Source organism: Echinicola soli (genome assembly GCF_006575665.1).
In the GTDB taxonomy this organism is placed as follows: Bacteria; Bacteroidota; Bacteroidia; order Cytophagales; family Cyclobacteriaceae; genus Echinicola; species Echinicola soli.
The window spans coordinates 3,340,264-3,365,315 of the sequence record NZ_CP041253.1 but is presented as its reverse complement, the minus strand read 5'-3'; the positions used below and the strand labels follow the sequence as shown (position 1 = coordinate 3,365,315).

Annotated in this window: 24 protein-coding genes; 10 read left to right on the top strand and 14 right to left on the bottom strand. The window is 43.7% G+C overall.

Annotated elements, in window-relative coordinates; all coding sequences use genetic code 11:
• Position 1 precedes the first annotated feature (1 nt).
• A complete protein-coding gene (locus FKX85_RS13295; RefSeq protein ID WP_141615191.1) occupies positions 2-889 on the top strand; it encodes a carbohydrate kinase family protein in 888 nt (295 codons plus the stop codon).
• A gap of 153 nt (positions 890-1,042) precedes the next feature.
• Here the strand turns inward: FKX85_RS13295 and FKX85_RS13290 are convergent, their stop codons facing one another.
• From FKX85_RS13290 to FKX85_RS13250, 9 genes are all read right to left on the bottom strand, one after another.
• On the bottom strand, positions 1,043-2,116 hold the full coding sequence (locus FKX85_RS13290; protein WP_141615190.1) for a Gfo/Idh/MocA family protein: 1,074 nt from the start codon (positions 2,114-2,116) through the stop codon (positions 1,043-1,045).
• 421 nt (positions 2,117-2,537) lie between these two features.
• Complete coding sequence (locus FKX85_RS13285) at positions 2,538-3,083, bottom strand: porin family protein (protein ID WP_141615189.1); 546 nt, start codon at positions 3,081-3,083, stop codon at positions 2,538-2,540.
• A 216-nt stretch (positions 3,084-3,299) separates the two neighbouring features.
• Entirely contained in the window at positions 3,300-3,905 is a 606-nt protein-coding gene (locus FKX85_RS13280; RefSeq protein WP_141615188.1) for a porin family protein, read from the bottom strand.
• 116 nt (positions 3,906-4,021) lie between these two features.
• Positions 4,022-5,092, bottom strand: coding sequence for an alanine racemase (locus tag FKX85_RS13275; RefSeq protein ID WP_141615187.1), 1,071 nt, complete (start codon positions 5,090-5,092; stop codon positions 4,022-4,024).
• A 1-nt stretch (position 5,093) separates the two neighbouring features.
• Positions 5,094-5,531, bottom strand: coding sequence for a GNAT family N-acetyltransferase (locus FKX85_RS13270; protein WP_141615186.1), 438 nt, complete (start codon positions 5,529-5,531; stop codon positions 5,094-5,096).
• A 78-nt stretch (positions 5,532-5,609) separates the two neighbouring features.
• A complete protein-coding gene (locus FKX85_RS13265; RefSeq protein ID WP_141615185.1) occupies positions 5,610-7,046 on the bottom strand; it encodes a sodium:solute symporter family protein in 1,437 nt (478 codons plus the stop codon).
• 197 nt (positions 7,047-7,243) lie between these two features.
• A complete protein-coding gene (locus FKX85_RS13260; protein WP_141615184.1) occupies positions 7,244-7,993 on the bottom strand; it encodes a succinate dehydrogenase/fumarate reductase iron-sulfur subunit in 750 nt (249 codons plus the stop codon).
• Between the two features lie 31 nt (positions 7,994-8,024).
• Positions 8,025-9,959 (bottom strand): fumarate reductase/succinate dehydrogenase flavoprotein subunit, encoded by a 1,935-nt coding sequence (locus FKX85_RS13255; protein ID WP_141615183.1) that lies wholly within the window; start codon positions 9,957-9,959, stop codon positions 8,025-8,027.
• A 12-nt stretch (positions 9,960-9,971) separates the two neighbouring features.
• Positions 9,972-10,658 (bottom strand): succinate dehydrogenase cytochrome b subunit, encoded by a 687-nt coding sequence (locus FKX85_RS13250; protein ID WP_141615182.1) that lies wholly within the window; start codon positions 10,656-10,658, stop codon positions 9,972-9,974.
• Positions 10,659-11,029: 371 nt separating this feature from the next.
• Here FKX85_RS13250 and FKX85_RS13245 point away from each other — a divergent pair, with 371 nt between their 5' ends.
• The 6 genes from FKX85_RS13245 (at position 11,030) to FKX85_RS13220 (ending at position 18,303) form a co-directional block, all read left to right on the top strand.
• Positions 11,030-13,816, top strand: a complete 2,787-nt coding sequence (locus tag FKX85_RS13245; RefSeq protein ID WP_141615181.1) for a T9SS type B sorting domain-containing protein — start codon at positions 11,030-11,032, stop codon at positions 13,814-13,816.
• Positions 13,813-14,247 (top strand): thiol-disulfide oxidoreductase DCC family protein, encoded by a 435-nt coding sequence (locus tag FKX85_RS13240; RefSeq protein WP_141615180.1) that lies wholly within the window; start codon positions 13,813-13,815, stop codon positions 14,245-14,247. Before FKX85_RS13245 ends, FKX85_RS13240 begins: the two co-directional genes overlap by 4 nt.
• Before the next feature lie 475 nt (positions 14,248-14,722).
• Positions 14,723-14,842: a HepT-like ribonuclease domain-containing protein gene (locus FKX85_RS21910; RefSeq protein ID WP_141616793.1), complete on the top strand. Its 120-nt coding sequence runs from the start codon at positions 14,723-14,725 to the stop codon at positions 14,840-14,842.
• Between the two features lie 127 nt (positions 14,843-14,969).
• Entirely contained in the window at positions 14,970-15,845 is an 876-nt protein-coding gene (fabD, locus tag FKX85_RS13230; protein ID WP_141615179.1) for an ACP S-malonyltransferase, read from the top strand.
• A 226-nt stretch (positions 15,846-16,071) separates the two neighbouring features.
• Positions 16,072-17,367: an adenosylmethionine--8-amino-7-oxononanoate transaminase gene (gene bioA, locus FKX85_RS13225; protein WP_141615178.1), complete on the top strand. Its 1,296-nt coding sequence runs from the start codon at positions 16,072-16,074 to the stop codon at positions 17,365-17,367.
• A gap of 105 nt (positions 17,368-17,472) precedes the next feature.
• The gene (locus FKX85_RS13220) at positions 17,473-18,303 is read left to right on the top strand and encodes an alpha/beta fold hydrolase (RefSeq protein ID WP_141615177.1); all 831 of its coding nucleotides are present in this window, start codon (positions 17,473-17,475) and stop codon (positions 18,301-18,303) included.
• 46 nt (positions 18,304-18,349) lie between these two features.
• Here FKX85_RS13220 and FKX85_RS13215 read toward each other — a convergent pair whose 3' ends face one another.
• Complete coding sequence (locus FKX85_RS13215; RefSeq protein ID WP_141615176.1) at positions 18,350-18,715, bottom strand: winged helix-turn-helix transcriptional regulator; 366 nt, start codon at positions 18,713-18,715, stop codon at positions 18,350-18,352.
• Positions 18,716-18,809: 94 nt separating this feature from the next.
• On the opposite strand from FKX85_RS13215, the gene FKX85_RS13210 reads away from it, so the two are divergent.
• Positions 18,810-19,181, top strand: a complete 372-nt coding sequence (locus tag FKX85_RS13210; protein WP_141615175.1) for a DoxX family protein — start codon at positions 18,810-18,812, stop codon at positions 19,179-19,181.
• Between the two features lie 254 nt (positions 19,182-19,435).
• Positions 19,436-19,771 carry a HopJ type III effector protein gene (locus FKX85_RS13205; RefSeq protein ID WP_141615174.1) on the top strand — a complete coding sequence of 112 codons (336 nt, stop codon included), beginning with the start codon at positions 19,436-19,438 and terminating at the stop codon, positions 19,769-19,771.
• Positions 19,772-19,943: 172 nt separating this feature from the next.
• On the opposite strand, the gene FKX85_RS13200 is transcribed toward FKX85_RS13205, so the two are convergent.
• Both FKX85_RS13200 and folK read right to left on the bottom strand, forming a co-directional pair.
• Positions 19,944-21,335 carry an MATE family efflux transporter gene (locus FKX85_RS13200; protein ID WP_141615173.1) on the bottom strand — a complete coding sequence of 464 codons (1,392 nt, stop codon included), beginning with the start codon at positions 21,333-21,335 and terminating at the stop codon, positions 19,944-19,946.
• A gap of 206 nt (positions 21,336-21,541) precedes the next feature.
• Positions 21,542-22,018 (bottom strand): 2-amino-4-hydroxy-6-hydroxymethyldihydropteridine diphosphokinase, encoded by a 477-nt coding sequence (gene folK / locus FKX85_RS13195; protein ID WP_141615172.1) that lies wholly within the window; start codon positions 22,016-22,018, stop codon positions 21,542-21,544.
• Positions 22,019-22,100: 82 nt separating this feature from the next.
• Between folK and sppA the strand changes: the two genes are divergently transcribed.
• On the top strand, positions 22,101-23,858 hold the full coding sequence (gene sppA, locus FKX85_RS13190; protein ID WP_141615171.1) for a signal peptide peptidase SppA: 1,758 nt from the start codon (positions 22,101-22,103) through the stop codon (positions 23,856-23,858).
• 321 nt (positions 23,859-24,179) lie between these two features.
• Here the strand turns inward: sppA and FKX85_RS13185 are convergent, their stop codons facing one another.
• Together FKX85_RS13185 and FKX85_RS13180 are read right to left on the bottom strand one after the other, a co-directional pair.
• Positions 24,180-24,383: a hypothetical protein gene (locus FKX85_RS13185; protein ID WP_141615170.1), complete on the bottom strand. Its 204-nt coding sequence runs from the start codon at positions 24,381-24,383 to the stop codon at positions 24,180-24,182.
• Between the two features lie 5 nt (positions 24,384-24,388).
• Positions 24,389-24,901 carry a DUF4920 domain-containing protein gene (locus FKX85_RS13180; RefSeq protein WP_141615169.1) on the bottom strand — a complete coding sequence of 171 codons (513 nt, stop codon included), beginning with the start codon at positions 24,899-24,901 and terminating at the stop codon, positions 24,389-24,391.
• Positions 24,902-25,052: the final 151 nt, after the last annotated feature.

Sequence of the window (25,052 nt, the reverse complement as noted above, 5' to 3'; positions counted from 1 at the left end):
AATGGACAAAAGAGCAGTTATATTCGGGGAAATGCTTTGGGATTGCTTCCCGGACAAAAACCTACCTGGCGGCGCCCCCATGAACGTGGCCCTTCATATTCAATACCTGGGCATTGAAACGACTTTTATCTCCAAAACCGGCAATGACCAACTTGGCACAGATTTATTGTCCTTTATAGAAAAAAAAGGACTTGACGGTGCTTTTGTTCAAAAAGACTATGCACATGAAACCAGTCGTGTGGTGGTGGACAACTCCGACAGGGAAAACATCAAATATGATATCGTCAAACCAGTAGCCTGGGACTTTATGGAATGGAGTGAAGCGATCCAGCAAAAAGTGAACGAAACCGACGTATTTGTTTTTGGCAGCCTAGCTGCCAGAAGTGAGCAAAGTCGAAACACCCTTTTCAAATTACTGGAAACTTCCACGCTTAAGGTACTGGATATTAATATCCGTGCGCCCCACTACTCCGCTGATTTGATTCGGCAATTGCTCCAAAAAGCTGACATCCTTAAAATCAACGATGACGAACTGGAAATGCTCATCCAAGTCTGTGAATTGCCAACTGACACGGAAGCGGCCATTTCCAAGCTGGCCGGTTTGTTTAACCTCCACATGGTTTGCATGACCAAGGGCGCCTCTGGAGCCCTGATTTATGACGGCGAGCAAATGCACCATCACGCTGGGTATAAGGTCGCAGTAGAAGACACGGTAGGTTCAGGAGATGCCTTTCTCAGTGGATTTATCCATAGATTCCTGGCAGGTGATCCACCCGGAAAAATCCTCGACTTCGCCTGCGCCCTGGGGGCGTTGGTGGCTACACAAAAAGGTGGAACACCCCGGTATGAGCTGGAAGCTATCAGTGCTATTCAGAAAAACAGTTGTTAGTGATTGGTGATTAGAAAAACACTACTTATCACCACCCCAAATATTTACCAGCATTATAGCAAGGCATGATCTCGGATACCAATGGAGTATTCTCCATTCCCTAATAATCCATTGGTAACAATCCCTGCTAATTGTAGACCTATATACACACCATCACCCAATGGCCACCCGTACGCCTTCCCTGGCAGACCTAAAAGCCGCTTCCACCACCATGATATCCTTCAGCCCCTCTTCGCCGGGAACCATCACGGGTTTGTCCTGTAAAATGGCCAGTGCATCATCATCCATTTGCACGGCCTGCTGGCTTTTTACCTGATTGGTGAATTGGGTACCATCGCTCGCAGAACCTTTAATGCCACCATATGACTGAAACGGCTCCAAACGAAAATTCCCACTGCGGCAAGTCACGGTCAACCGCCCCATGTTCATCCCAAAACTTGTGGCACAATTGGCCATCAAACCATCTGGGAATTCGAGCATATAGTTCATGGTTTCGTCCACTTCATCAAACTTCTCCGGTCTCATGGCACTCTCATAGGCCATTACAGAAATCGGTTCCTGTCCACTGATGAAGCGAACGCCATTGATCGGATACACGCCCATATCATACATGGCCCCACCGCCCATTTCCTTGTCCAGGCGCCAGATTCCACTGCTATTCAGATAAAAACCTGCTACCGCTTCCAGCATTTTCAGCTCGCCATATTTTTGGGTTTTGACAAATTCACGAAACTGCTGGGTATTGGGTTCATGCTGCATCCGGTAGCCTATAGAAAGCTTTGCTTTATTCTTATTACAGGCATCGATGATCTGCTGACATTCCTTGACAGTTTTGGCCATGGGTTTTTCACACCAAACATGCTTTCCAGCCTCTGCGGCTTTGATGGCATATTCGGTATGCATGCTATTGGGGAGAACTACATAGACCACATCAATATCAGGATTGTCAGCTATGGATTCGAAATTCTCATAATTGTAAATATTTTTATCCGGAATACCGTATTGTTCCTGCCATTTTACAGCCTTGGCAGGAGTGCCTGTCACTATACCTGCTAGATAGCAATGGGATGTCATCTGAAGTGCTGGTGCCAACTGCCCCGTGCTATACCCACCAAGCCCCACCAAGGCCACACCAAGCTTATCCTTTTTTTGGCCAAAAGAAATATTCGGGAAACTCAAGGCAGCCGAAGCCAAAGCTGAATTTTGGATAAATTGTCGTCGTTTCATGGTTTGATTAGGTTTAAGGTTGTAAGGTTATCTTATTGTAGTATCGATGGAATGCTTAATTGTAGATTTCTGATCAAACGAACCTGTCCACCAGGAGCGTTCCATTTGTCACGTCCCCGTTTAGACGGAACAGGCTCCCGATATTCGGGACAAATTCTGGATTCAGTTGACGATTTTCTCTTACTTCTCTAGTCTATGGAACGGTTTGATCTATCCGGCCCATTTGTCATTCGCCACAGGCGAAAGGGGGCCTTCCACCAATTTCGTATAAGATTCCCTCGCCAAGGCGAGATGACATAAACGACCTCGTGCTTCCAGTTTTGTTCCGCTATCTTCTTACTTCAGCAATGATCAATTTACAAAAAGAAAAACCCATCCGCTATAACAGATGGGTCATAATATCAAAAATTGGTATAATCGGTCAGAAACTTTTGCCAAGTGAAACTTTAAAGACACTGTTTTTGGTATCGACGTCGTTATAATTCATGTCCACAAAACCAAAATCATAGCTTCCCTGGATATTAAAGCCCAGAGGAAGGTTTAGGCCTACCCCGACGACACCACCTATGTCAAACTTGGTCAATCCGTCTAAAGAGGTCATATCTGTAGTACCCTCATAGCTCCTTGCCAAAAGAACGGATGCTTGTGGACCTGCAAACACGTTGAATAGTGGCAGAAAGCCTAATCGGACTAAAACGGGAACATCCAAATAGTGCAGTCGTTCCTTACCAGTGGTTCCCATATCGTCCACTTTACAGCCTTTAAGAGAGTACTGAATCCCTGGCTCTACTGCCAGTAATCCCAAATTGATTTTGTGATAAAGCCCCGCATGGAATCCTGAGCTCCCATCAGACCCAATGCCTTTGATATCAGAATAATTCCAGCCTGCCCTGATTCCTGTCTGTCCATAAAGCTGGTGAAAGCCACCCATCATTACGATGACTAGTATTATAATTCGTGTTTTCATACTTGAGTTGGTTTATTTGATGTATGTAATTCAAAAATAATACAGGTTGATCTTTTACTTGATATAATGTATAACGTAAAAAACCAAGTAGAACAGGTGTTTTTTAGGAGAAATTATTACTTGTCTGCAGTTTACAATTACTTTATGGAGTTATACTAAACTTAAAAAGGGTTTCCTTTTATCAGAAACCCTTTTTTTTAAAGCATTGAGCATTGATTAGAAACTATAACCTAGTGAAACTTTAAATCCTCTGTTATAGATTTTTGCATCTGACTCTTTAAAAACCGGTGTAAGCCCTAGGTCATAACTTCCCTGGACATTAATTCCAACAGGCAAGTTATATCCTACACCAAATACCAGGCCAGCATCAAGGTCATTGATATCATCAGTTTCAAATTCGAAGGTGTTACCAAATGCATCACCTTCATATGTTGCCTTGGTCAAAATGGACCCTTGGGGGCCAGCAAAGATATTAAATCCATCACTGGCATAGAATCTCAAAAGAATCGGCACATCGATGTATTGCAAAATGGCCCTGGACTCGGCAAAATTATCCGCTTCTGTACCTTTCTGAGAATAATATACCCCTGGCTCAATAGCAAAATTATCGGTCACAAACATGTTTCCGTAAATTCCGGCATGAAATCCAGCCCTGTTGGTATAATCGTTATTGGAACCATCATCTCCTCCCCAGTTAAAGAAGTTGATTCCTCCGCGGATACCAAAATTACTGTTCTGTGCACTGGCAGGTGTCTTCCTCTGCGCATTGGCATCCCATACAAATAATGAAACTGCGATAAATGCAAAAATTACTTTTTTCATGTCATTTATATTATTGATTCAGCCTTTCATATACCAATTCTGTGCCAAAAAAGCATAAAAAAAGGTAGTCTTATATCTTACCACCTTCAGCGTATAAAAAAATCATTTCCGGTCAATCAGATAACTCTCTTTTCAATATAATAGGAATTCAGAATAGCCAAGGCCCCCATATATTTTAACTTGAAACGGATCAAATCCCCCACCTTGTAGTTTTTATGATTTTTCCCTAAATCCAGGATCAACATATCAGAGCTTGCTCCGAGCACTTCAAACTCATCTTTGTCATAAATCAAATATTTAGGATCGACATCCAGTAATCCTATATCTAAAATGCCTCTAAAAGAAGATTGACCATAAAGGGATTCGTCTATTTTAGTGGTGTCACCCTGTGGATTGGCCGCCAATGTCCCTGTAGGAAGCAGTGGTTTTTCCTGCATTTCTATGATCTCCGTACACAGCTCAAACACACTATCATTCATCCCTGGGATCGTACTCTCGTCAAAAAGATTCGCACCAAAATACAAGGTCTCTCCTACGCGAAAGTGGTTGACCCCCTTGGGAAGCTGGTGGTTAAGCATCAAAGGTATGGTCACAGAAGTTCCAGCGGATACCCACGGAATCTCTTTATTAAATTTCAGTTCGATAATTTGCTTATAAAGAGAAAGCTGCACCAGTTTATCCGTTGAAGGCATCACGCCGTTCAGACAATTCAAATTGGTCCCCAAACCAATAACCTCCACATTTGGCAACCGGAATATTTTGGCATAAAAGTCCACCAAATCCTCCCCCATAACTCCCTCACGAAGATCACCCGTCTCCACCATAATGATAATCTGGTGCAGTTTATCCTGTCTTGAAGCCTCCTCACTAATCCACCTGATGGTTGTGAGTTCGCTGTTCAGACTGACATCGGCATATGTTACTACATCAGCCAAATTCCTTTTGGAAGGTGGCTTGATATATACAGTCTTGATTTTAGGATTGATGGCCTTAACCTTGGCGAGATTGCTGATCCTGGAATCATGAATTTCATCTACCCCAAGATCTATCAACTCCCTGATGTATATTTCATTGCCACAAAGCATCTTGGACACAGCTCCCCAAGCTACTCCATGTTCATTGAATTTCCCCTTAAGGAATTGGTAATTTTTATGAAGATTATCTTTATGAAGATTTAAAAAAGCCATTTTATTTTGTCAACCTCATTTCCAAGTATTTGTTCGTGAAGCCTAATTTTTCGTATAATCCTTTTGCTGGGTTGTCTGGTTCCACGTGCAGGGCAATGTCCCCAGTGGTCATGTTTATGGCAGTTTCCATCAGTTTTTTCCCCAGTCCTTTTCCTCGCTGGTTGGCATTAACAGCAATATAAACTAGTATATTTTCTGGAATATAGCCAGCCATCCCGGTCTTATTTACCACTAAGGCCCCTACAATTTCGCCTTTTTCACGTCCCATAACCACAAAACCTCCTTTATCCACCGCTTGATCCAGCGCATAATCCAAGCAATTCATGATGTAACCATGAGGATCGCCATATTCGTCCAAGTGCTCAAAAAGAAAATCAGCAATTTCTTTTTTTTGTAAATAAGTGGCGTTATCTATCGTAGAAAGTGATTCAATTTTCATAATACTTTTTCATTAGTTTAGTGGGCAATCAGACCGTTAAAACTCCTTCCAACGTTTAACCGATTCTCCACCAAATGGTTAATTTTCACTAATTTTTCCTTGCTTCATTTTTGGTAAATTATCCACTAGCAAAAACACTGCTAAAGATGCCAAAAGCCCAAACAAATTAGCGTCAAGGTCTAAAGGAAGTGATAACCCACTAAAAGCCAGCCCAGCAGTCACCCCTCCTCCCAGGACCATGGAAGCCATTGCCGCTCTTGGATTTCGCCTGTTCCAAAACAAACCCGCCAGGATCGGAACCAATAGTCCTGAAACCATAAAAGCATAAGAATACAGCATAAGTTCCAAAACGTTGGTCATCTGCATTGCAATCAATAGCGCTACCATACCAATCAGCAAGGTAAACAATTGGCTAAAGCGAACCGATTTTTCTTCAGGTTGCCGGCTAAGCCATTTTCCGAACAGGTCAGTGGTAAGGTTTCCCGAGGCCGCCATCAAGCATGAATCAGCCGTGGAAAGTACAGCTGAGAAATATGCCGACATCATCAATCCCATGATCCCGGCAGGAAGTACATGGCTAAGAAGTATGGGCAACCCCATTTCTGGGTCCAGTGCTTCAGTAGCTTCAGCAATTAAGCCCTGTTCAAAGGCCACTTTGGCCAAAACGCCCAAAGAAACACCCATGAATGCCATGATTGGCCATTCAAATACCCCAGCGATATACCAGGCTTTTTTTGCTGTCCTGACATCCCGACTGGCAAATATCCGTTGGTAGAGGGTCATTCCCACAAACCAAATCGGTAAAATCGTAATGCCCCAATTGGCAAAATCCTGCCATGTGAGGTTGGTCAAACTGAAATATTCACTAGGTAAGGTTTTGCTGATTTCAGACCATCCTCCCACATGAAAATAGGCGATCGGTAAACCGATAAAGATAAATCCCAATAACAAAATGATCCACTGGATGGTATCTGTATAAATCACGGCCTTCAACCCTCCCATTACCGTATACACCACTGCTATTACCCCCATCACCAGCAAAGCCATCTGAAGGTCAAGGCCTTCGAAAGTGCCAGAAGCCAATTTGGCACCTGCCAATAACTGGGAAGAAGTAAAGCCTAAATAGCCCACAAAACAAATGATGCCAGCCACTATCCCTACCTTTCTATTGAATAAATATTGGAAAATCTGTGGAAAAGTGTAGAACTTAGCAAACGCAGGATTCGACTTTACCTTAGGAATGAGAAATACTGCCGCTAACCAAGCTCCCAAAAGCCCCGTAAAAAGCATCCAACTACCGGACAGTCCCATCGCAAATCCCAATCCTCCCAATCCTATAGAAAAGCCTCCTCCTACATCCGTAGCCACCACCGACAGCCCAATATGCCAAGCTCCCATATTCCGACCACCCACATAATAATCATCATTTCCCTCATTTTTACGCATGAAGTAGACGCCTACCCCAAGCATGACAATCATGTAAATGACAAAAATCAGGATGTCTATTATTTCCATTCAGCGATTAGATATTGCTTTTGGTTCATCATAAATAATCAGATGGTCTAATATAATGTTTTATTTATTTATTCCTATTTATAAGTTCGTATTTAAAAAAATGTACTATTATAACAACAGGGACTCTTTGAATAATCAAAAATCAATGCATAAAAAAAGCCGGATATACCGGCTTTCCCACGTGATAACTTGATCATCTATACGTTTTCACTGCTAGCTGACGCAGAGAAATATTCCCTGTTCATCCGAGCGATATTCGTCAAACTAATTCCTTTTGGACATTCCGCTGAGCAGGCTCCTGTATTGGTACAAGCGCCAAACCCTTCGGCATCCATCTGAGCGACCATTTTCTCGGCCCTTTCTTTGCGTTCCACTTTTCCCTGTGGCAACATGGCCAATTGGGATATTTTAGCAGAGGTAAAGAGCATCGCAGAAGCATTTTTACATGCAGCGACACATGCGCCACATCCGATACAAGTGGCCGCGTCAAAGGCTTCATCGGCAATCTTCTTCGGAATAGGGATTTCGTTGGCATCCGGGACACCGCCCGTGTTGACAGATACATATCCGCCTGCCTGGATGATGCGGTCAAAGGAACCTCTGTCCACTACCAAGTCTTTTACTACAGGGAAAGCCGCCGCTCTCCAAGGCTCGATTACGATGGTATCACCATCTTTAAAAGACCTCATATGCAGCTGACAAGTGGTGGTCTGTTGAGGGCCATGAGGCTTGCCGTTTATGTACAGGGAGCACATTCCGCAAATACCTTCCCTACAGTCATGGTCAAAGTGCACGGGATCCTCGCCCTTTTCTGAAAGCTCTTCGTTCAATACGTCCAGCATTTCCAAAAAAGACATGTCTTCAGAAATCCCTGTCAGTGTATAATTTTTAAAACCGCCCTTGTCAGAACTGTTTTGTTGTCGCCAAACTTTAAGTGTTAAGTTCATAAGAGTGATGAATTTTTAGATTTTGAAATGGTTACTTGTAGCTACGCTGGGTCAACTTCACGTTTTCAAACTTAAGCTCTTCTTTATTGAGCTCTTCCGCTACTCCTTCTCCCATGTGCTTCCAAGCAGCCACGTAAGCAAAGTTTTCGTCATCGCGAAGGGCTTCGCCTTCTTCTGTCTGATATTCTTCTCTGAAGTGACCACCGCAGGATTCATCCCTGTGCAGTGCATCCCTTACCATTAGCTCACCCAATTCCAGGAAATCTGCCACTCTATGGGCTTTCTCCAGGGAAAGGTTCAGTTCTTCATTGGCTCCCAAAACTTTTACATCATTCCAGAATTCTTTTCTCAAGTCTTGGATCATGCTGATAGCTTTTTCCAAACCTTCTGTTGTTCTGGCCATTCCGCAGTATTCCCACATGATCTTGCCCAGGCGTTTGTGAAAATCATCAACGGTCTTGGTTCCTTTTATACCAAGCAGTTTTTGAATTTTATCCTTAACTGCTTTTTCGGCGTTTTTAAACTCCTCATGGTCTGTCGGCACTTTCTCATAGGCCGTACCAGCGAGGTAGTCACCTACAGTATAAGGAATCACGAAATAACCATCTGCCAATCCTTGCATCAAGGCTGATGCACCGAGCCTGTTGGCACCGTGATCGGAGAAATTGGCTTCTCCCAGGGCATACAACCCGGGTACTGAGGTCATCAAATGGTAATCTACCCAAAGTCCGCCCATAGTATAGTGAACTGCAGGATATATTTTCATAGGTGTTTGGTATGGATTTTCACCTGTAATCTGTTGGTACATATCAAACAGGTTACCATACTTGGCACTGATGAGGTCTTCACCATCACGGATGATGGCGTCACGGAAGTCCAAGAAAACCGCTTCACCGGTTTCATTCACTCCTCTACCTTCGTCACAGACGTATTTGGCATTCCGGGATGCCACGTCACGGGGAACAAGATTACCGAAAGAAGGATATCTTCTCTCCAAATAGTAATCCCTGTCTTCGTCTTTTATGTCTTTTGGCATGATTTCCTTCTTACGAAGTTTTTCTGCCAATTCTTTCGTCTTAGGTACCCATACCCTACCATCGTTTCGGAGTGACTCTGACATCAGCGTCAACTTCGACTGGTGATCACCCGATACAGGGATACAGGTTGGGTGAATCTGCGTATAGCAAGGGTTTGCAAAGTAAGCCCCCTTCTTGTGTGCTCTCCATGCCGCGGTCACGTTGGATCCCATAGCATTGGTGGAGAGGAAGAACACGTTTCCATATCCTCCGGTACACAGCAAAACAGCATGACCACTGTGTGATTCTATTGCCCCAGTGATCAGGTTTCGAGTAACGATACCTCTGGCCTTGCCATCTATGGTCACCACATCCATCATTTCTGTTCGTGGATAAAGCTTCACCTTGCCATTGGCTACTTGACGACTAAGCGCTGAGTAAGCGCCCAAAAGCAACTGCTGTCCAGTCTGTCCCCGTGCGTAAAATGTCCTGGACACCTGTGCTCCGCCAAAGGAGCGATTGGCTAACAAACCACCGTATTCACGGGCAAAAGGCACACCCTGCGCCACACATTGGTCAATAATATTGACGGATACTTCTGCTAGACGGTGTACATTCGCTTCCCTGGAGCGGTAGTCCCCTCCTTTGATGGTGTCATAAAACAACCGGTATACAGAGTCACCGTCATTCTGATAGTTTTTGGCAGCGTTGATCCCTCCTTGGGCAGCGATAGAGTGGGCTCTACGTGGGCTGTCCTGGAAACAAAAAGCCTTCACATTATATCCTAACTCTGCCAATGAAGCAGCTGCAGAAGCACCTGCCAACCCTGTTCCCACCACGATCACATCGTACTTCCTCTTATTGGCCGGGTTGACCAATTTCATATTGAATTTATGTTTCGTCCACTTTTCAGCTAATGAACCTGCTGGTATTTTAGAATCAAGTATCATATTGGCTAGTTATTAATTCAAAGTTGAGAAATAGATGTAAATCGGCATTGAAGCAAATAAGGCCGGAACAATAATAGAAAACGCAGCTCCTATAAACTTGATCGCAGGTGTATATTTTTTGTGATTAAGCCCTAGGGTCTGAAAGGCACTGGCAAAACCATGGTTCAGGTGAAAACCTAAGAAGGCCATCGCCACCACATACAGGGCCACAAGACCAATATTGGCGAAAGCACCGTAAACTACAGCATAAAGGTCTTTAAATTCACCTGATTCATAATTCACCATCGGGATGCCACCCCAGTGCATTTGTGCCCAGAAATTTTGCAGGTGTACTACGATAAAGATCAAAATGATCGTACCTAACACGCCCATGTTTCTGGAGTTCCAAGAACTGTTCGTATTTGCTTTGCTTTCAGAATAGCCTACTGGTCTTGCCTTCTTGTTTTTAGCGGAAAGAATAATGGCATAAACCACGTGTGCAAGAATGGAAATGTAAGTCAGGTAAGAAAGTATTTTCACCGCGGGGTTTGTTGTCATAAATTTGGCGTATTCATTAAACGCCTGACCGCCATCGTCCTTGAATAATAACATGTTTCCCGAGACGTGCCCAATGAGGAATACTATCAGGAACAAGCCTGTCAGGGCCATTAGCAACTTTCGTCCCAAAGTGCTAGTAAAGGTTTTGGTTACCCAACTCATAAACTTCTTTATTTATTTAATGTAGATGGTTTTATTTTGTTAATCTGGTTAACAAAGTTAAATGCCGAAAGTTTAGCAAACAATCCACATCATACGTAATAAGCTTATTTTAAAAGGTTCTAAATAACTTCAAAACGAGTATTTTCGGCACTTTTTTAAACTTTTTACTCGCTGATGACTTAATTTTTGGGTTGTATTTAGATAAATAGGGACACTTCATTAACTTTAATCCGTATATAAATACAAATTGAACAAAAATTTAAGTTAACTACGTACTTAAATTTTAAGTAAAATTACGCGAATATTTTTAAGTAATACACTGTAAAAAACGTAAAAAGACAGTGTAATCGGTGTAAAAACTTATGAGATATATGAAATGTAAAGCTTTTCTCCTACTCTCCAGCATCCTATTCCTCATGGGGTTCCAACAGGCCATGGCCACCCACATCAGGGCAGGAGAGATCATTGCTGAAAGAATATCCACCCAATCGCTCACCTACCGCATTACGGTAGTCGGCTACACAGACACCCGGTCATCCGTGATTTTCGGCCCTGGAGAGATCCATTTTGGGGATGGAAGAGTAGTAGAAAACCTCAACACTGAAAGTGAGTTCAGCACCGTGGAATCATTGGGGAACCAAATTGAGAAAAACATATTTGTCATCACCCATACCTACCAAGGGCCCGGCGAATACACCATACGGTTTCAGGAATTTAACCGAAATGACCTGACGCTGAACATGGACAATTCGGTAGACACACCGTTTTATATCGAAACGATGATTACCATTGATCCATTTATCGGGGTCAACAACTCTCCTGTGCTGACCATTCCCCCCGTGGACAATGGCCAGATCAATACCCGCTATATCCACAATCCAGGAGCCTATGACCCTGATGGGGACAGTATCGCCTATCGCTTTGATGACATAGTGCCTCTGCAGGATTTCCAGCGACCAGTAAACAACTATCGCAGCCCTGCCTCCAATGAATTCTCCTTTAACCGTGAAGATGGCTCGCCCAATCCATACATTTCGATGGATCCCCTCACGGGTGACCTCATTTGGGATGCCCCGGGAATTGCCGGACAATATAACATTGCCTTTCATATCGAAGAGTGGCGAAAGATAGATGGTGAGTATCAGAAAATAGGTTACGTGGTCCGGGACATGCAGATTATCATCGAAAACTCTGATAATCAACGTCCTCAACTCCAAATACCAGAAGACCTCTGTGTGGTAGCTGGTAAAAACATTAAAGAAATCATCCAGGGCAGTGACCCAGATGGCGATGATATTAAGATTGAAGTATTTGGTGATCCCATCGAGATTTCCTCTTCCCCTGCCTCCTACAGTCCTGAAGAAACATTCCAATCCTCTCCGGGCATTATAAACTTTGATTGGCAGACGGTATGTAATCATGTAAGATCCAGAGAATACCAGGTAAGGATCAGGATTACCGATGATCCAGAATCCGGGCCGGCACTGGTAGACATCCGAACCTGGAACATACGGGTCGTCGGCCCGCCTCCCGTCATCCAATCCGTAGAACAGGGCGCCGGCCGCTCGGCAAATATCACATGGGATCCATACTCCTGCACGAACAGCGCCGAAACCATGCAAATATGGCGCAGCGTCAACAGCAACCCCTACACACCTGATTCCTGTGAAACAGGCATTAGAGATGGGTATGAGCTTATCGGCACCACAGATATGCAATCCCAGGAATTCTTTGATGACAATGACAGTGAAGGACTGGCACCTGGCAATACGTATTGCTACAGACTAGTGGCCACCTATCCTCAGCCGAGAGGTGGAGAAAGCATTGTGTCTGAAGAATTCTGTCTGACCATTGACGTGGATGTACCCATCATCACCAATGTCAGCGTGGAAGAAACCGATGCAGAAAACGGTGAGGTTTTCGTCAAATGGACACCTCCCTACGATATCGATACCCAGCAATTCCCTGGCCCATATGAATACCAATTGATCCGTTCAGAAGGTTTTAGCGACAGTGGCAATATGGAAACAGTCATCACCACCAGCGACACACTTTATACCGACACCGGACTGAACACAGAAAGTTTGGTGTACAATTATCAGGTGGTGCTATTTGATGGTGGACAAGCGATCGATACTTCCAGTGTGGCATCTTCGGTATGGCTGCAGCCCACCATCATCAATGAAGCCATTGAACTCAATTGGGAATTTAATGTTCCCTGGAACAATAACCTCGGCCAATATACCCATGAAGTGTACAGAAACAGGACTGATCCAGATGCCAATGATGCAGATACTTTTGAACTGATCGCGGAAGTGGACGTCACAGCAGATGGCTTCACCTTTCTGGATGATGGCAGCCATAATGGCGTACCACTCAGCAAGGAAACGGAATACTGCTACTATGTGGTGACCAAAGGTGCTTATAATGTAGATATGCTTACGTATCCGTTGGAAAACAATTCGCAGATCATCTGTGCACGTCCTGACGACAATCGGCTGCCCTGCCCTCCTGTACTGACATTTGACGGACCGGTATGTGAAGAGCTCTTGACCAATGAAGATTGTAACTTTAATGCTTTCTATCATGATTTAAGTTGGGAGCCGGATTTCTCTGGAGATTGTGATGATGAACTGGGAAGTTTCAATATTTACTTCTCTCCTACTGGTGATGAAGGCACTTTTGAGTTGGTCAGCACAGAAAGCTCACTTAGCCGTGATGCTACCATAACCGAGCTGATAGATTATAAAGGCTGCTACTATATCACTGCCGTGGACAGGTCTGGTAATGAAAGTGAACCTAGCAACATCGTATGTGTAGACAACTGTCCCAATTACGAATTGCCAAATGCATTTACGCCAAACGGAGATGGCACGAATGACACCTTCATGGCTTTTGACAATCCCTTCCCGCGCTGTCCACGGTTTGTGGAAGCCGTAGAAATTAAAATCTACAACAGATGGGGAGGCTTGGTGTTCGAATATAACAGTGCCTCTTCAAACGAAAACGATATTTATATTCGTTGGGATGGTAGAGACCAAAATGGAAATGAACTTCCCGCAGGCACTTACTTCTATTCGGCCACCGTCCTTTATGACACCAATGACGAAAGTGCTGGCCAGGAAGAACTGAAAGGCCATATTCAAATCATAAAATGAGTGAAATAACCGACCAATACGATATTGTCCTATTCGATGGAGTCTGCAACCTGTGCAACAGGGCGGTGGACTTCATCATTCAGCATGATCCCAGGAACAATTTCAAATTGGCATCGCTGCAGGATGATCTAAGTAAAAAGTTGCTCAAGGACAAAAATCTCAACGAATCCTATCTGGATTCCATTGTACTTCTGCGCAGGGATAAAGTTTACTATAAAAGCAGGGCAGCACTGGAAATTGCAAAAAGACTAAAGGGGCTATGGCCCCTTTTCTACATTTTTATCATTATCCCTCCCTTCTTACGGGATCCCCTTTATGACTGGATCGCGCGCAATCGCTATAAGTGGTTTGGCAAAAGGGAAACCTGCCGCTTCCCTACCGAAGAAGACAAAATGAAGTTTTTGAGTGAAGAGGATTTTGAAAGCAAATAATCAGTATCCCTGAAATTCCTGGGGGCCACCTGAATAATAGTAAGTAAATGATAAAGCTACGTTCGGTTTAATACATCTTAGCTATCGAAGTAAATCCTGAATTGCTATTTCAAACCGGAAATTCGGCTGATAGCCACAGCAAGTGTGATTTTATCCCTTTCCTAAATTGAGAGCCGAAGGCTGGAAGCCTTTCCTGACCTTAATCCGAGGAAAGGCCTAGGGGTATAGCCCCAAACGCATTCCTCTACAGGCTGAAAGCCTGGCTCAGCGCGTCCATTTAGTCAAATCATCTTCATAGGAATACGTATAACGGTAATTATTTTTAGTTGCCCTTACGGACCGGGAATACCATCATCCCCGCCAATTAGCCCAATGTGTTTCATTGGGATGAACTAAGTACCTCGTTCAGGGGAGCGTTTTAAAAACACCATCAAAGTCAACCCTTCAACCCTGAGTTTATCTTCAAAATAAGGCTATAAGTCTTAGGAATTGTTTGGTCCATTCTTATGATCGTATAGATGACTCCATTATTTGGCCCACTATAAAAAGTCATTTGAAACCTCTAAAACATGAGGCGAAAACGAAATTAAAGTAGCCTACCGCCGATGCCTTATTTTTTTGGTATATTTGGCCTCACGAATTTATTGCATTTTTGCAGAGCCAATTATCAATGCGCATAAGCCAATGATTTTCAGACTGCATCATAAATAACGTTTAATGATATGAAAGCTTATATTTTTCCCGGTCAGGGAGCACAATTTCCAGGAATGGGCAAAGAATTGTACGAATCCAATGCTGAAGCCAAAAAACTGTTCGATCAAGCCGATGAGATTTTAGGCTTTAAGATCAGTGAAATCATGTTTAACGGTACCGCTGAAGAACTCAAAGAAACCAAAGTAACCCAACCGGCGGTATTTCTACACTCAGCCATCTTGGCCAAAACCACACCGGATTTCAAACCGGACATGGCAGCTGGACATTCTTTGGGAGAACTTTCTGCCTTAGTAGCCACGGGAGCTTTATCTTTTGAAGACGGCCTTAGACTGGTTTACCAACGGGCCTTGGCCATGCAGGAAGCCTGTGAGATCAACCCTTCCACCATGGCTGCGATCCTCGGTCTTGAAGATCAAAAAGTAGAAGAAATCTGTGCCAGTATCGAAGAAGAAGTGGTCGTTGCGGCCAACTATAACTGTCCAGGACAACTGGTCATCTCCGGTTCCAACAAAGGCATCGAAATCGCCTGTGAAAAAGCCAAAGAAGCTGGTGCAAAGCGAGCATTGCCGCTTCCTGTCGGGGGAGCTTTCCATTCTCCATTGATGGAGCCAGCACGGGAAAAACTGGAAAAGGCCATCGCTTCCACAGAATTCAAACAGCCTGTTTGCCCAATTTATCAGAATGTGAGCACCAAAGGCGAAACGGACATCACCGTGATCAAAAAAAACCTGATCGCCCAACTCACCGCTCCCGTGAAATGGACCCAATCTGTACAAAACATGGTGGCCGACGGAGCAATGGATTTCGTGGAATGCGGGCCAGGAAAAGTACTGCAAGGTTTAGTCAAAAAAATCCACAAAGAAGCCGAAGTTTCCGGACTTTAAGTGAAAGGTGTCTGATTTGAGACAGTAGACTTGAGATAAAAACTCATCCAGATCACAAATCTGGATATCAAATTAAGGGGGATTAGCAATCCCCTTTACTGCTATTACTCATTCACATACGTATGAACAGTCCCCGCTATTTTCAGTAAATTTCTCAAAATCATTTTGTGATTTTACATGTAAGTTGTGGACTAAACACACATTCTAATTCTTAGTTTCCCCGCATATGAATCAAGAAGAAATCCTTTCCATAGATCATAAGCACATCTGGCATCCTTATACAGCTGCTTCGAGAGCAGTGGACAATCTGGTAGTAAAAAAAGCTAATGGGATTTACTTGGAACTGGAAGATGGCTCCCAACTGATCGATGGCATGTCCAGCTGGTGGTCTACTATCCATGGATATAATGTCCCCTCACTGAATGAGGCAATTCAGCGGCAACTGGAAAACATGTCCCATGTGATGTTTGGAGGGATTACACACAGGCCTGCTGCTGAACTGACCAAGAAATTACTGCAAGTAGTACCAAAGGACTTAGAACATGTGTTTTACTGTGATTCAGGCTCCGTAGCCGTAGAAGTAGCCATGAAGATGGCACTCCAATACTGGCACTCCAAAGACCAGGGGGGAAAAAACCGTTTCGCCACGGTCCGAAATGGCTACCACGGCGACACTTGGCATGATATGTCAGTCTGTGATCCGGTGACAGGCATGCACAGCATTTTTAACAATCGCCTCTCTCCGCAGATATTCTTGCCTGCTCCACAATCCAAGTTTCATGGGAAGCTGATCCCCAAAGAGCTGGAAAAAGTGGAAGAAGTACTCGCAGCCCAAGCGCATGAGATCGCCGCTTTTATCCTTGAACCGATCGTCCAGGGTGCGGGTGGAATGCGCTTTTACCATCCCGATTATCTCAAATCCCTCAAATTCCTTTGTGAAAAATATAATGTTCTTCTGATAGCAGATGAAATCGCCACTGGTTTTGGGCGGACAGGAAAGCTGTTTGCTTGTGAGCATGCAGGAATCACACCCGACATCATGTGCATTGGCAAGGCATTGACAGGTGGTTACATGTCCTTTGCGGCGACGCTCTGTACTTCGGATGTAGCCACTACGATCTCTTCTGGTTCTCCAGGAGTGTTTATGCACGGTCCTACCTTTATGGGAAATCCTTTGGCCTGTGCTACTGCGCTGGCAAGCTTGGAGCTGTTGCTCGCCAAAGACTGGCAAAAAGAAATCCGAGCCATAGAAGGACACCTAAAAGCTTCTTTATCCCTCCTTCAAGACTTGGGTACCGTAGAGGATGTGAGAGTTTTAGGTGCAATTGGTGTGGTGGAAATGAAAAAAAATGTGGACATGAAAGCCATCCAAGATGAACTTACCAAAAGGAGCCTTTGGCTGAGACCTTTTGGCAAATTGATCTACACTATGCCTCCTTTTGTAATCACTCAAAACGAGCTCGAAAAACTCACCACTGCCATGTCGGAAAGTATAACTGCCTACAGCAAAAAATCCCGTTAGGGAACTAGGTAAGCAGTTGAGTTTACACTCCATTTTATCCAACAAACAGTCCTGCCAAATCGTTAGTATTATAGAAAACCATTTCTAACCAAAAAACATAAAACGATGCCATTTTTGATTAATGAAACAGGAAATGACCCTGTAGACTTATATTACAAAGACTATGGACAAGGTAAACCCGTAATATTGATTCACGGCTGGCCACTCAGCCACCAAGCTTGGGAAGGCCAAATGCAATCGCTATTGGATGCCGGATATCGGGTAATCGCTTATGACAGAAGGGGATTTGGCCTCTCCTCCCAGCCACTGGACGGGTACGATTATTCTGCGCTTGCCAGTGATCTCAGGGAAATCATTTTGCAGCTTGACCTAAAGGACGTAACCATCGTCGGCTTTAGCATGGGCGGTGGTGAGGTAGTCCGTTACTTTACGGATTACGAAGGTGACCGGATCAGCAAAGCGGTGCTCATTGGCTCCATTATTCCGTTAGTAGCCCAGAAAACGGACAACCCCGATGGTGTACCTGCAGAAATGCTGGACGGTATTATGAAAGCCTTGAAAAGCAACCGTGCTGGCTTTCTGAAGGATTTTCATAAAAATTTTTATAATTATGAAAACAACACCGACCGGATGTCACAGGCCAATTTGGATTATGATTTTTCCATCGCGTCGCATGCTTCGCCGATCGCTACCATCAAGTGTGCCGAAGCCTGGGCAGGAACGGATTTCAGGTCTGAATTGAAAAATGTATCCGCACCAACCCTTATCATCCATGGGGATGAAGACAACATCGTTCCCATCAAAACTTCCAGTGACCAAGCCGCAAAAGGGATCACTGCAAATGAATACCATGTCATTTCCGGCGGACCACATGGATTGACACTTACCCATAGAGATGAAGTGGACAAGCTGTTATTGGAATTTCTGAAAAGATAAAGTACAACGTCATTTAAAATGGAAAAGGTCTGGGTTAACCAATGGTTCATCCAGACCTTTTTTCTTGTGGCAGATGGGACTCGCCCCAATCCTCCATTTCTTCCAATATCCCCTTAAGCGATCTACCGCGGTCGGTAAGTTCATACTCCACTTTTGGTGGCACTTGCTGATAAACAATCCTGTGGACCAGTCCATCATGTTGAAGTTCCTTAAGCTTTGCAATGAGCATACGTTCAGAAATGCCCTCTAACCGCTTCCGAAGTTCACTATATCGTAGTTTCTTTTCGTGCAGAAGGTAAACCAGTATATTGATTTTCCACCTTCCTCCTATCAACGAAAGGGTATGGGAAATCCCGCAATGCTCCTTCCAGTAGACTTCATTAAGGTGGTTGGTAGAATTTTCTTTCTTCACAGACTTACTTTTTTGTTAGTACCCTACAATTTAGTAAGTACTTTCATTACTGCAAAGAAAAGTAAACCTTTGTAGTAGAAACAAAAAACAAAAAATGGAACTGATCAAGAAAATTATCTACTGGCTTTGTTATACCTATTACCTGTATGTATTTGGCTACGCCTCGTTATTTAAGGTATTCCAAAAAAAATCGATGATGGAAAATATGCTATCGCTCGGCTTTAATAAAACCTGGACAACCCTAATTGGAATTGGAGAATTATTGGGTGTCATGATGTTGGTAGCCGGACTGTTTTGGCAGCCGTTGAGAAACGGGGCAATACTATTACTTTTCCCATTTGCAGTCGGAGCCTTTACCGCACATATGGCACATCAGGAATACCTTTACTTCTACAACTCACTCATAATGTGCATACTGTCAGTAGTAATCTTGACATTGGACAAAAACTTCAATATCTCGCTCTAATTCAAATTTGAAATCATTGGCGTCCGAGTAAAGGTTTTGCTTTCGAAGGAAATTCATCAAAATCTACCCCTAAATCCCCTAAAGGGGACTTTCTGATCATCCCTTCAGAGGACGGGGTAGTTTTAGGAAATTGAAAAAATCTCTTCTCTTTTCGTTTAAACCAACTTTTTCAGCGTATGTGAAATTTAGTCGGACGACAGTAATTTGAAATTGATCATTTAGAAATTAACTTTGGGCAAACGTTATGATCAAAGATGAATTTCACAGACAAAATAAGCCAAAACGCTGAAGCTATTTCCTTTCAGGAAACCATGGACCATATCGAAGCAAACTACCATTTTACCCCCACCCGCTTCACCAATGGAAAAACCGTCAATGACGCCGGCCAAAACAACGGCTCATGCAAAATCTTTAGCCTTGGCAGGCTCCTGAATCTCAGTGTTGAGCGAACGCTAAACTTATTTGGGGATATTTACAGAAAGGATGTTTTGGGTAATCCTAATGGGAAAGATCACCAAAACATCCGCAATTTCATCAAAAGCGGCTGGGAAGGGATTACCTTTGAAGGTACCGCGCTGCAAAAGAAGTAATCAAGACTGGTTCCTCTCTTTCACAGTAACTAGTGCCAGTTTATCAAGCCTTGGTTAAAACCACCAAGGTTCTGTACCTTAATCTGTAGTCGCTAGCCTTTTCCTGTTAATACACCTGTCAGGTTTCAGCCCTCTATCAAATATGGCAAACTATAATTAGTAATAAGAGGCTCTATATCTCCATCAGCTTCCATTTGCCCATGTTAAAGATAAAGCCACTCACCAGCGCATGAACAGAATGCCCAACCGCAATGGCTATAAACACCCCTGTAGCGCCCATCTCAAACCACTGGGAAAGCACATATGCCAAGGGTAATTGAAACAACCATAGCACTACGATGTTGATCAGTGTTGGGGTTTTGGTATCGCCGGCCCCGTTGAGAGATTGACTCATGACCATGCCGTAAGCAAAGAAAACGTATCCCAAGCAGATGATACCGAGTCCGTCGCTCCCCACCTGTACCACGGCTGGATTGTCATTGAACCAGCTGATTATGTATTCCCCAAAAAGGAAAAACAACAGGCCAATGCTTCCCAGAAAAACAGCTGTATAATGAGCAGCTTTCCAAGCAGATTGCTCCGCCCTTTCCGGCCGTTTGGCTCCCAAATTTTGTCCTACCAAGGTAGCTGAAGCATTGGAAAAACCCATGGCTGGAAGTAATGCGAAAATAATTAATCGGATGGCTATGGTAAATCCGGCCAGCGCAACACTTCCCGAATTGGAAACAATTCTCATCAGCACAATCCAACTTGCAGATTCGATCAAAAATTGCCCCATTCCCCCAATGGCGATTTTCAGGATATTTTTGACCATATGCCATTTGAAACGCAACACTTCCCAGTCAAACCTAATGATCGCTTTACCCCTCAATAACACAGACAATTGGAAAAGTACACCTACAGACCGACCAATGGTAGTGGCCCAAGCCGCACCTTCCAACCCCATTTCCGGGAAGAAACCAATGCCAAAGATCAGCATGGGATCCAAGACGATATTGATGCCATTGGCAAGCCATAAAGTCCTCATGGCTATCACTGCATTTCCAGCACCGCGAAACACGCCATTGATCAGGAAAAGCAACATCACGCTGATATTTCCTGCAAAGATCACCTGGGTATACCGATACCCACTGGCCACTAGCTCGGGTTCTCCTCCCATGATCGTAAGAAGGTCTTTTGCAAATAACAAGCCCAATAGACCAATGGCCAAGGCCAATACAGCACAAATGGTGATTGCCTGAAAAGCAGCCTCTGAAGCAGCCTTCTTTTTCTTCTCCCCAATCCTTCTGGCCACTACGGCCGTAGCCGCCATGCTCAGCCCAATGGCCACTGAATACACAATGGTAAGTACAGATTCTGTCAAGCCAACCGTAGCCACCGCCTGAACTCCCAATTTACCCACAAAGAATATGTCAACAACGGCAAAAAGCGACTCCATCAGCATTTCCAGGATCATGGGAATGGACAAATAAAAGATCGCCTTCCTAATACTTCCTACGGTATAATCTTCTTCAGTGCCGCTAAGGGCTTTTTTAAAATGATGGATGATTTTAATTAAAGTCATAATTAAGGAATGATATTAATGAAAAATAGCAGTGCACTGCCATGACGTAAGTGGCACTGCAATCATGACCAACGAGGGCCTAAAATTCCGGATAATGCTAACTATGACTTCATAATGTCCCAAATTTGAAAAATATCGACCTTACTTCCAACAAAATTTTACCTTTTTCATATTCTCTCGATCCTGCTATCTTCTTTTGTCCAAACCTACACTTTGACCACTTCGCAGGGATCAGTACACGCCTCAAGCAGTTCCTTATTGGTCTTGTTTAAAACAGGATGGATTAGATCTGGCATGATCTCAACTAAGGGTGTCAACACAAATCTCCTTTCTACCATCAAAGGATGAGGCACCTTTAACCTGTCGGTGTCCATCACCTCATTCCCAAAGTAGATAATATCGATGTCCATGGTTCTGTCTCCCCATTTTTCCAACCGCTTCCTGCCCAATTCGTTTTCCACTCCTTGGGTGATGTCCAGCACCGCTTCTGCTTTCAGCGTTGTCATAAATACCACGGCTTGATTTAGGTAACTACCGGAGGATTTTCCTCCCCAAGCTACTGTCTCATAAAGAGATGAAGTGCTGACCAACCTGAACTTACTTTCAAGCTTTTTCACCGCGGCTTGGATCAGCCTTTCCCTATCTCCTAAATTCCCTCCTATTAACAGAACAACTTGCCGCATACCTTGATTTAATTTCACCTTTCAAAACTAACAGAAATAAGAAAAAAGACGTATTTTCGAGCTAATCAAATAATAGTAATGTATGAAATTTTTAAGCAATGTTCTGGCGGTAATTTTGGGATTGATGATTTTTTCTGTCATCAGTTTCATTTTATTTGCTGGCTTGATCACGTTTTCCACTGCGGAGGAAAAAGTCACCATTAGTGATAATACGGTACTCCATATCAACTTGGAAAATATTGTGCTGGTAGAAAGGACTTCTGAGGACAATATTGACCTTTCCTCTTTTGGCCCTATTCCTGCGGCCTATAAAATCGGACTGGCAAACGTAAAAAAAGCAATCCGCACGGCTAAAGGTAATGATAATATCAAAGGCATTTACCTTCAAGCTGGAACAGTAATGGCCAATCCAGCGGCCTTGACAGAACTTCGAAATGAGTTAATAGATTTTAAAGAATCAGGAAAATTCATCGTTTCGTATTCGGAACTATACAGCGAAGGCGGCTATTTCCTATCTTCCGCAGCAAGTGAAATTTACCTAAACCCTATGGGCGGCCTTGAATTCAACGGCCTTTCATCCGAAGTATTGTTTTTTAAAGGCTTGCTGGAAAAACTTGAAATAGAACCTGTGATTTTCAGGGTCGGAGAATATAAAAGTGCAGTGGAGCCCTTTATACTCGACCAAATGAGTGATGCCAACAGGCTGCAAACCGAATCATTCCTTGGTGACCTGAACAATTATATGATCCGTCAGGTAGCCGAAAGCAGAGACCTGGAATATGATACACTTAAAGAAGCCAACGATCAAATGTTGGTTCGTGAACCACAGGATGCAGCTGATTTGGGGCTTGTAGATGGAGTTTGGTACGACGACCAAGTAAAGGACCTGCTGAGGGAAAAACTCGGATTGGAGGCTGATGCTGAAATCACCACCATCAACATCACCGGCATCAACAAAACCGCCAAGACCAAAAATCTCACCGCCAGTAACCGAATTGCTGTAATCGTAGCGGAAGGAGAAATTGTCAGTGGTGAAGTAAAAGGCACTATCAGTTCCGAGGTGTTTGCCAGGGAAATCAAAAAAGCCCGGATGGATGATGATATCAAGGCGATTGTCCTTAGGGTAAATTCTCCTGGAGGTTCTGTCCTGGCATCCGAAGTGATTTGGAGAGAAATGGATGAAGCCCGAAAAGTAAAACCGGTGATCGCATCCATGTCCTCTTTGGCAGCTTCCGGTGGTTATTATATCGCTGCACCAGCAGATACGATCGTCGCTCAACCGAATACCATCACTGGATCAATTGGAATCTTCGGTATGTGGTTTAATGCAGAAGGCCTGCTCAACAACAAACTGGGCATCACCACTGACGTGGCAAAGACCGGTGAATTTTCGGATTTCATGAATCCTACACGCCAGCTGAGTGAAGTAGAAAAGAACATCATCCAAAAGCAAATAGAAAGTGGCTATGATACATTCTTAACGCGCGTGGCAAATGGAAGAAAAATGAGCAAGGATGCCGTGAAGGAGGTGGCATCCGGAAGAGTTTGGAGCGGGCTGCAAGCGAAAGAAAATGGACTGGTAGATGTCCTTGGTGGCCTGGATGATGCGATCCAAATCGCCGCATCCAAAGCCAATATCGGTGAAGACTACCGCGTACTATATTATCCCAAACAAAAAACCATCTTCGAACAGATCATGACAGAATTGGGAACGGACATCGAAGCCAGGTACATGCACTATCGGTTTGGGGAATCCTATCGACTGCTTGAGAAAATCGAGAACATCCAGCAAATGAAAGGCATCCATGCAAGACTGCCTTTTGATGTAGTGCTCAAGTAATGGTCTTAGTCCGGTCATTCACCATTCTAATAAAATTAAATTACTGAAATTCAGTAACTTTCAAAGTATTGGTTATAATCCCTTGAGGGGTATCTCTTTTTGATTCGCCCCTCGTTAAACCCGGGATCAATGCAGTTTAGCTAACATATGTGCCCGATAGTCATGCGGGGCAGACTGTCCTGATCCCGACAGATCGGGAAAGGATCTTTTCAATCATTATTGGGAGAGATGCCTTCCCGATGTACGGGACAGGCTATTCGTCGGAACAACAGCTTTATCATTGTCTGCTCTTATCTAAACGGCATTAAAATCGGGTTGAAATCATCGAACCTCATCAAGGTCATAGTCCTTGCCTATCCCCCATCTTAACAACTCATCCAATTCGTAGATTTCCAATGTATCCAAATCCTTGACTTGAAAATTATCCCGGCCTATCCTTTCCATAACCTCAAGGTGACGATTTTCACCATAATTGGTCAAATAATAAACCCTGCCTACTCGCAAATTATCCAATGCTATTGCCATTTATCTTATAATTTATCTTGAATCAATACTCCTGTAGCTACAAAGGTGTACTCCTCTTTTGGCTCTTTTATTTTCTCGATCTCTTCAGGTGTAGCGCCACCATCCTGGGCATAATGTCTCAAAGTCTTCACATCAGTAACCACGCTTACGGCCTCCCCCTCAAGCACCACAGGGTACCCTTGGGCGTTTTTGGGAACAAAGAATCCATAATCTTTAAAGGTCACCCGCATCGACTCTCCATTTGGTAGGTCCATTGTAAGCCAGCATCCCTTTTTGGCACACACCTCATTGATCTCCCCACTGATCTTCCCCTCAAACTTCCCCTGTGATTTCAAGGTCTCCAACATACCTGCAAGTGAAATCATTCCACCATTGGCGATCTGCTCTCCATATGACCCTGCTATTTCATCTTTGTTTGCCGAAATGTTATCTTTTTTCCGGTCATGTTTTTCACCTTCGCAAGCCAAAAAAGAGAAAGATAAAAAAAACGCCAAAAGTAGTTGAACGTTAATTTTCATAGCTATTTCGTTTATTTCCGTGATTTCACAAATCTACACAGTATTCGACTAAAAAACATTTAAAAATTTTGAAAGTATTTTTGACAACAAACATTCGTATAAATTAAGAAAATGCTAAATTTACGCCCAAATCATTAAAAGTTCACCACAA

Coding starts and splice junctions, on each gene's coding strand:
- FKX85_RS13295 (WP_141615191.1), top strand. CDS start 2: ATGGACAAAAGAGCAGTTATATTCGGGGAAATGCTTTGGGATTGCTTC.
- FKX85_RS13290 (WP_141615190.1), bottom strand. CDS start 2,116: ATGAAACGACGACAATTTATCCAAAATTCAGCTTTGGCTTCGGCTGCC.
- FKX85_RS13285 (WP_141615189.1), bottom strand. CDS start 3,083: ATGAAAACACGAATTATAATACTAGTCATCGTAATGATGGGTGGCTTT.
- FKX85_RS13280 (WP_141615188.1), bottom strand. CDS start 3,905: ATGAAAAAAGTAATTTTTGCATTTATCGCAGTTTCATTATTTGTATGG.
- FKX85_RS13275 (WP_141615187.1), bottom strand. CDS start 5,092: ATGGCTTTTTTAAATCTTCATAAAGATAATCTTCATAAAAATTACCAA.
- FKX85_RS13270 (WP_141615186.1), bottom strand. CDS start 5,531: ATGAAAATTGAATCACTTTCTACGATAGATAACGCCACTTATTTACAA.
- FKX85_RS13265 (WP_141615185.1), bottom strand. CDS start 7,046: ATGGAAATAATAGACATCCTGATTTTTGTCATTTACATGATTGTCATG.
- FKX85_RS13260 (WP_141615184.1), bottom strand. CDS start 7,993: ATGAACTTAACACTTAAAGTTTGGCGACAACAAAACAGTTCTGACAAG.
- FKX85_RS13255 (WP_141615183.1), bottom strand. CDS start 9,959: ATGATACTTGATTCTAAAATACCAGCAGGTTCATTAGCTGAAAAGTGG.
- FKX85_RS13250 (WP_141615182.1), bottom strand. CDS start 10,658: ATGAGTTGGGTAACCAAAACCTTTACTAGCACTTTGGGACGAAAGTTG.
- FKX85_RS13245 (WP_141615181.1), top strand. CDS start 11,030: ATGAAATGTAAAGCTTTTCTCCTACTCTCCAGCATCCTATTCCTCATG.
- FKX85_RS13240 (WP_141615180.1), top strand. CDS start 13,813: ATGAGTGAAATAACCGACCAATACGATATTGTCCTATTCGATGGAGTC.
- fabD (WP_141615179.1), top strand. CDS start 14,970: ATGAAAGCTTATATTTTTCCCGGTCAGGGAGCACAATTTCCAGGAATG.
- bioA (WP_141615178.1), top strand. CDS start 16,072: ATGAATCAAGAAGAAATCCTTTCCATAGATCATAAGCACATCTGGCAT.
- FKX85_RS13220 (WP_141615177.1), top strand. CDS start 17,473: ATGCCATTTTTGATTAATGAAACAGGAAATGACCCTGTAGACTTATAT.
- FKX85_RS13210 (WP_141615175.1), top strand. CDS start 18,810: ATGGAACTGATCAAGAAAATTATCTACTGGCTTTGTTATACCTATTAC.
- FKX85_RS13205 (WP_141615174.1), top strand. CDS start 19,436: ATGAATTTCACAGACAAAATAAGCCAAAACGCTGAAGCTATTTCCTTT.
- FKX85_RS13200 (WP_141615173.1), bottom strand. CDS start 21,335: ATGACTTTAATTAAAATCATCCATCATTTTAAAAAAGCCCTTAGCGGC.
- folK (WP_141615172.1), bottom strand. CDS start 22,018: ATGCGGCAAGTTGTTCTGTTAATAGGAGGGAATTTAGGAGATAGGGAA.
- sppA (WP_141615171.1), top strand. CDS start 22,101: ATGAAATTTTTAAGCAATGTTCTGGCGGTAATTTTGGGATTGATGATT.
- FKX85_RS13185 (WP_141615170.1), bottom strand. CDS start 24,383: ATGGCAATAGCATTGGATAATTTGCGAGTAGGCAGGGTTTATTATTTG.
- FKX85_RS13180 (WP_141615169.1), bottom strand. CDS start 24,901: ATGAAAATTAACGTTCAACTACTTTTGGCGTTTTTTTTATCTTTCTCT.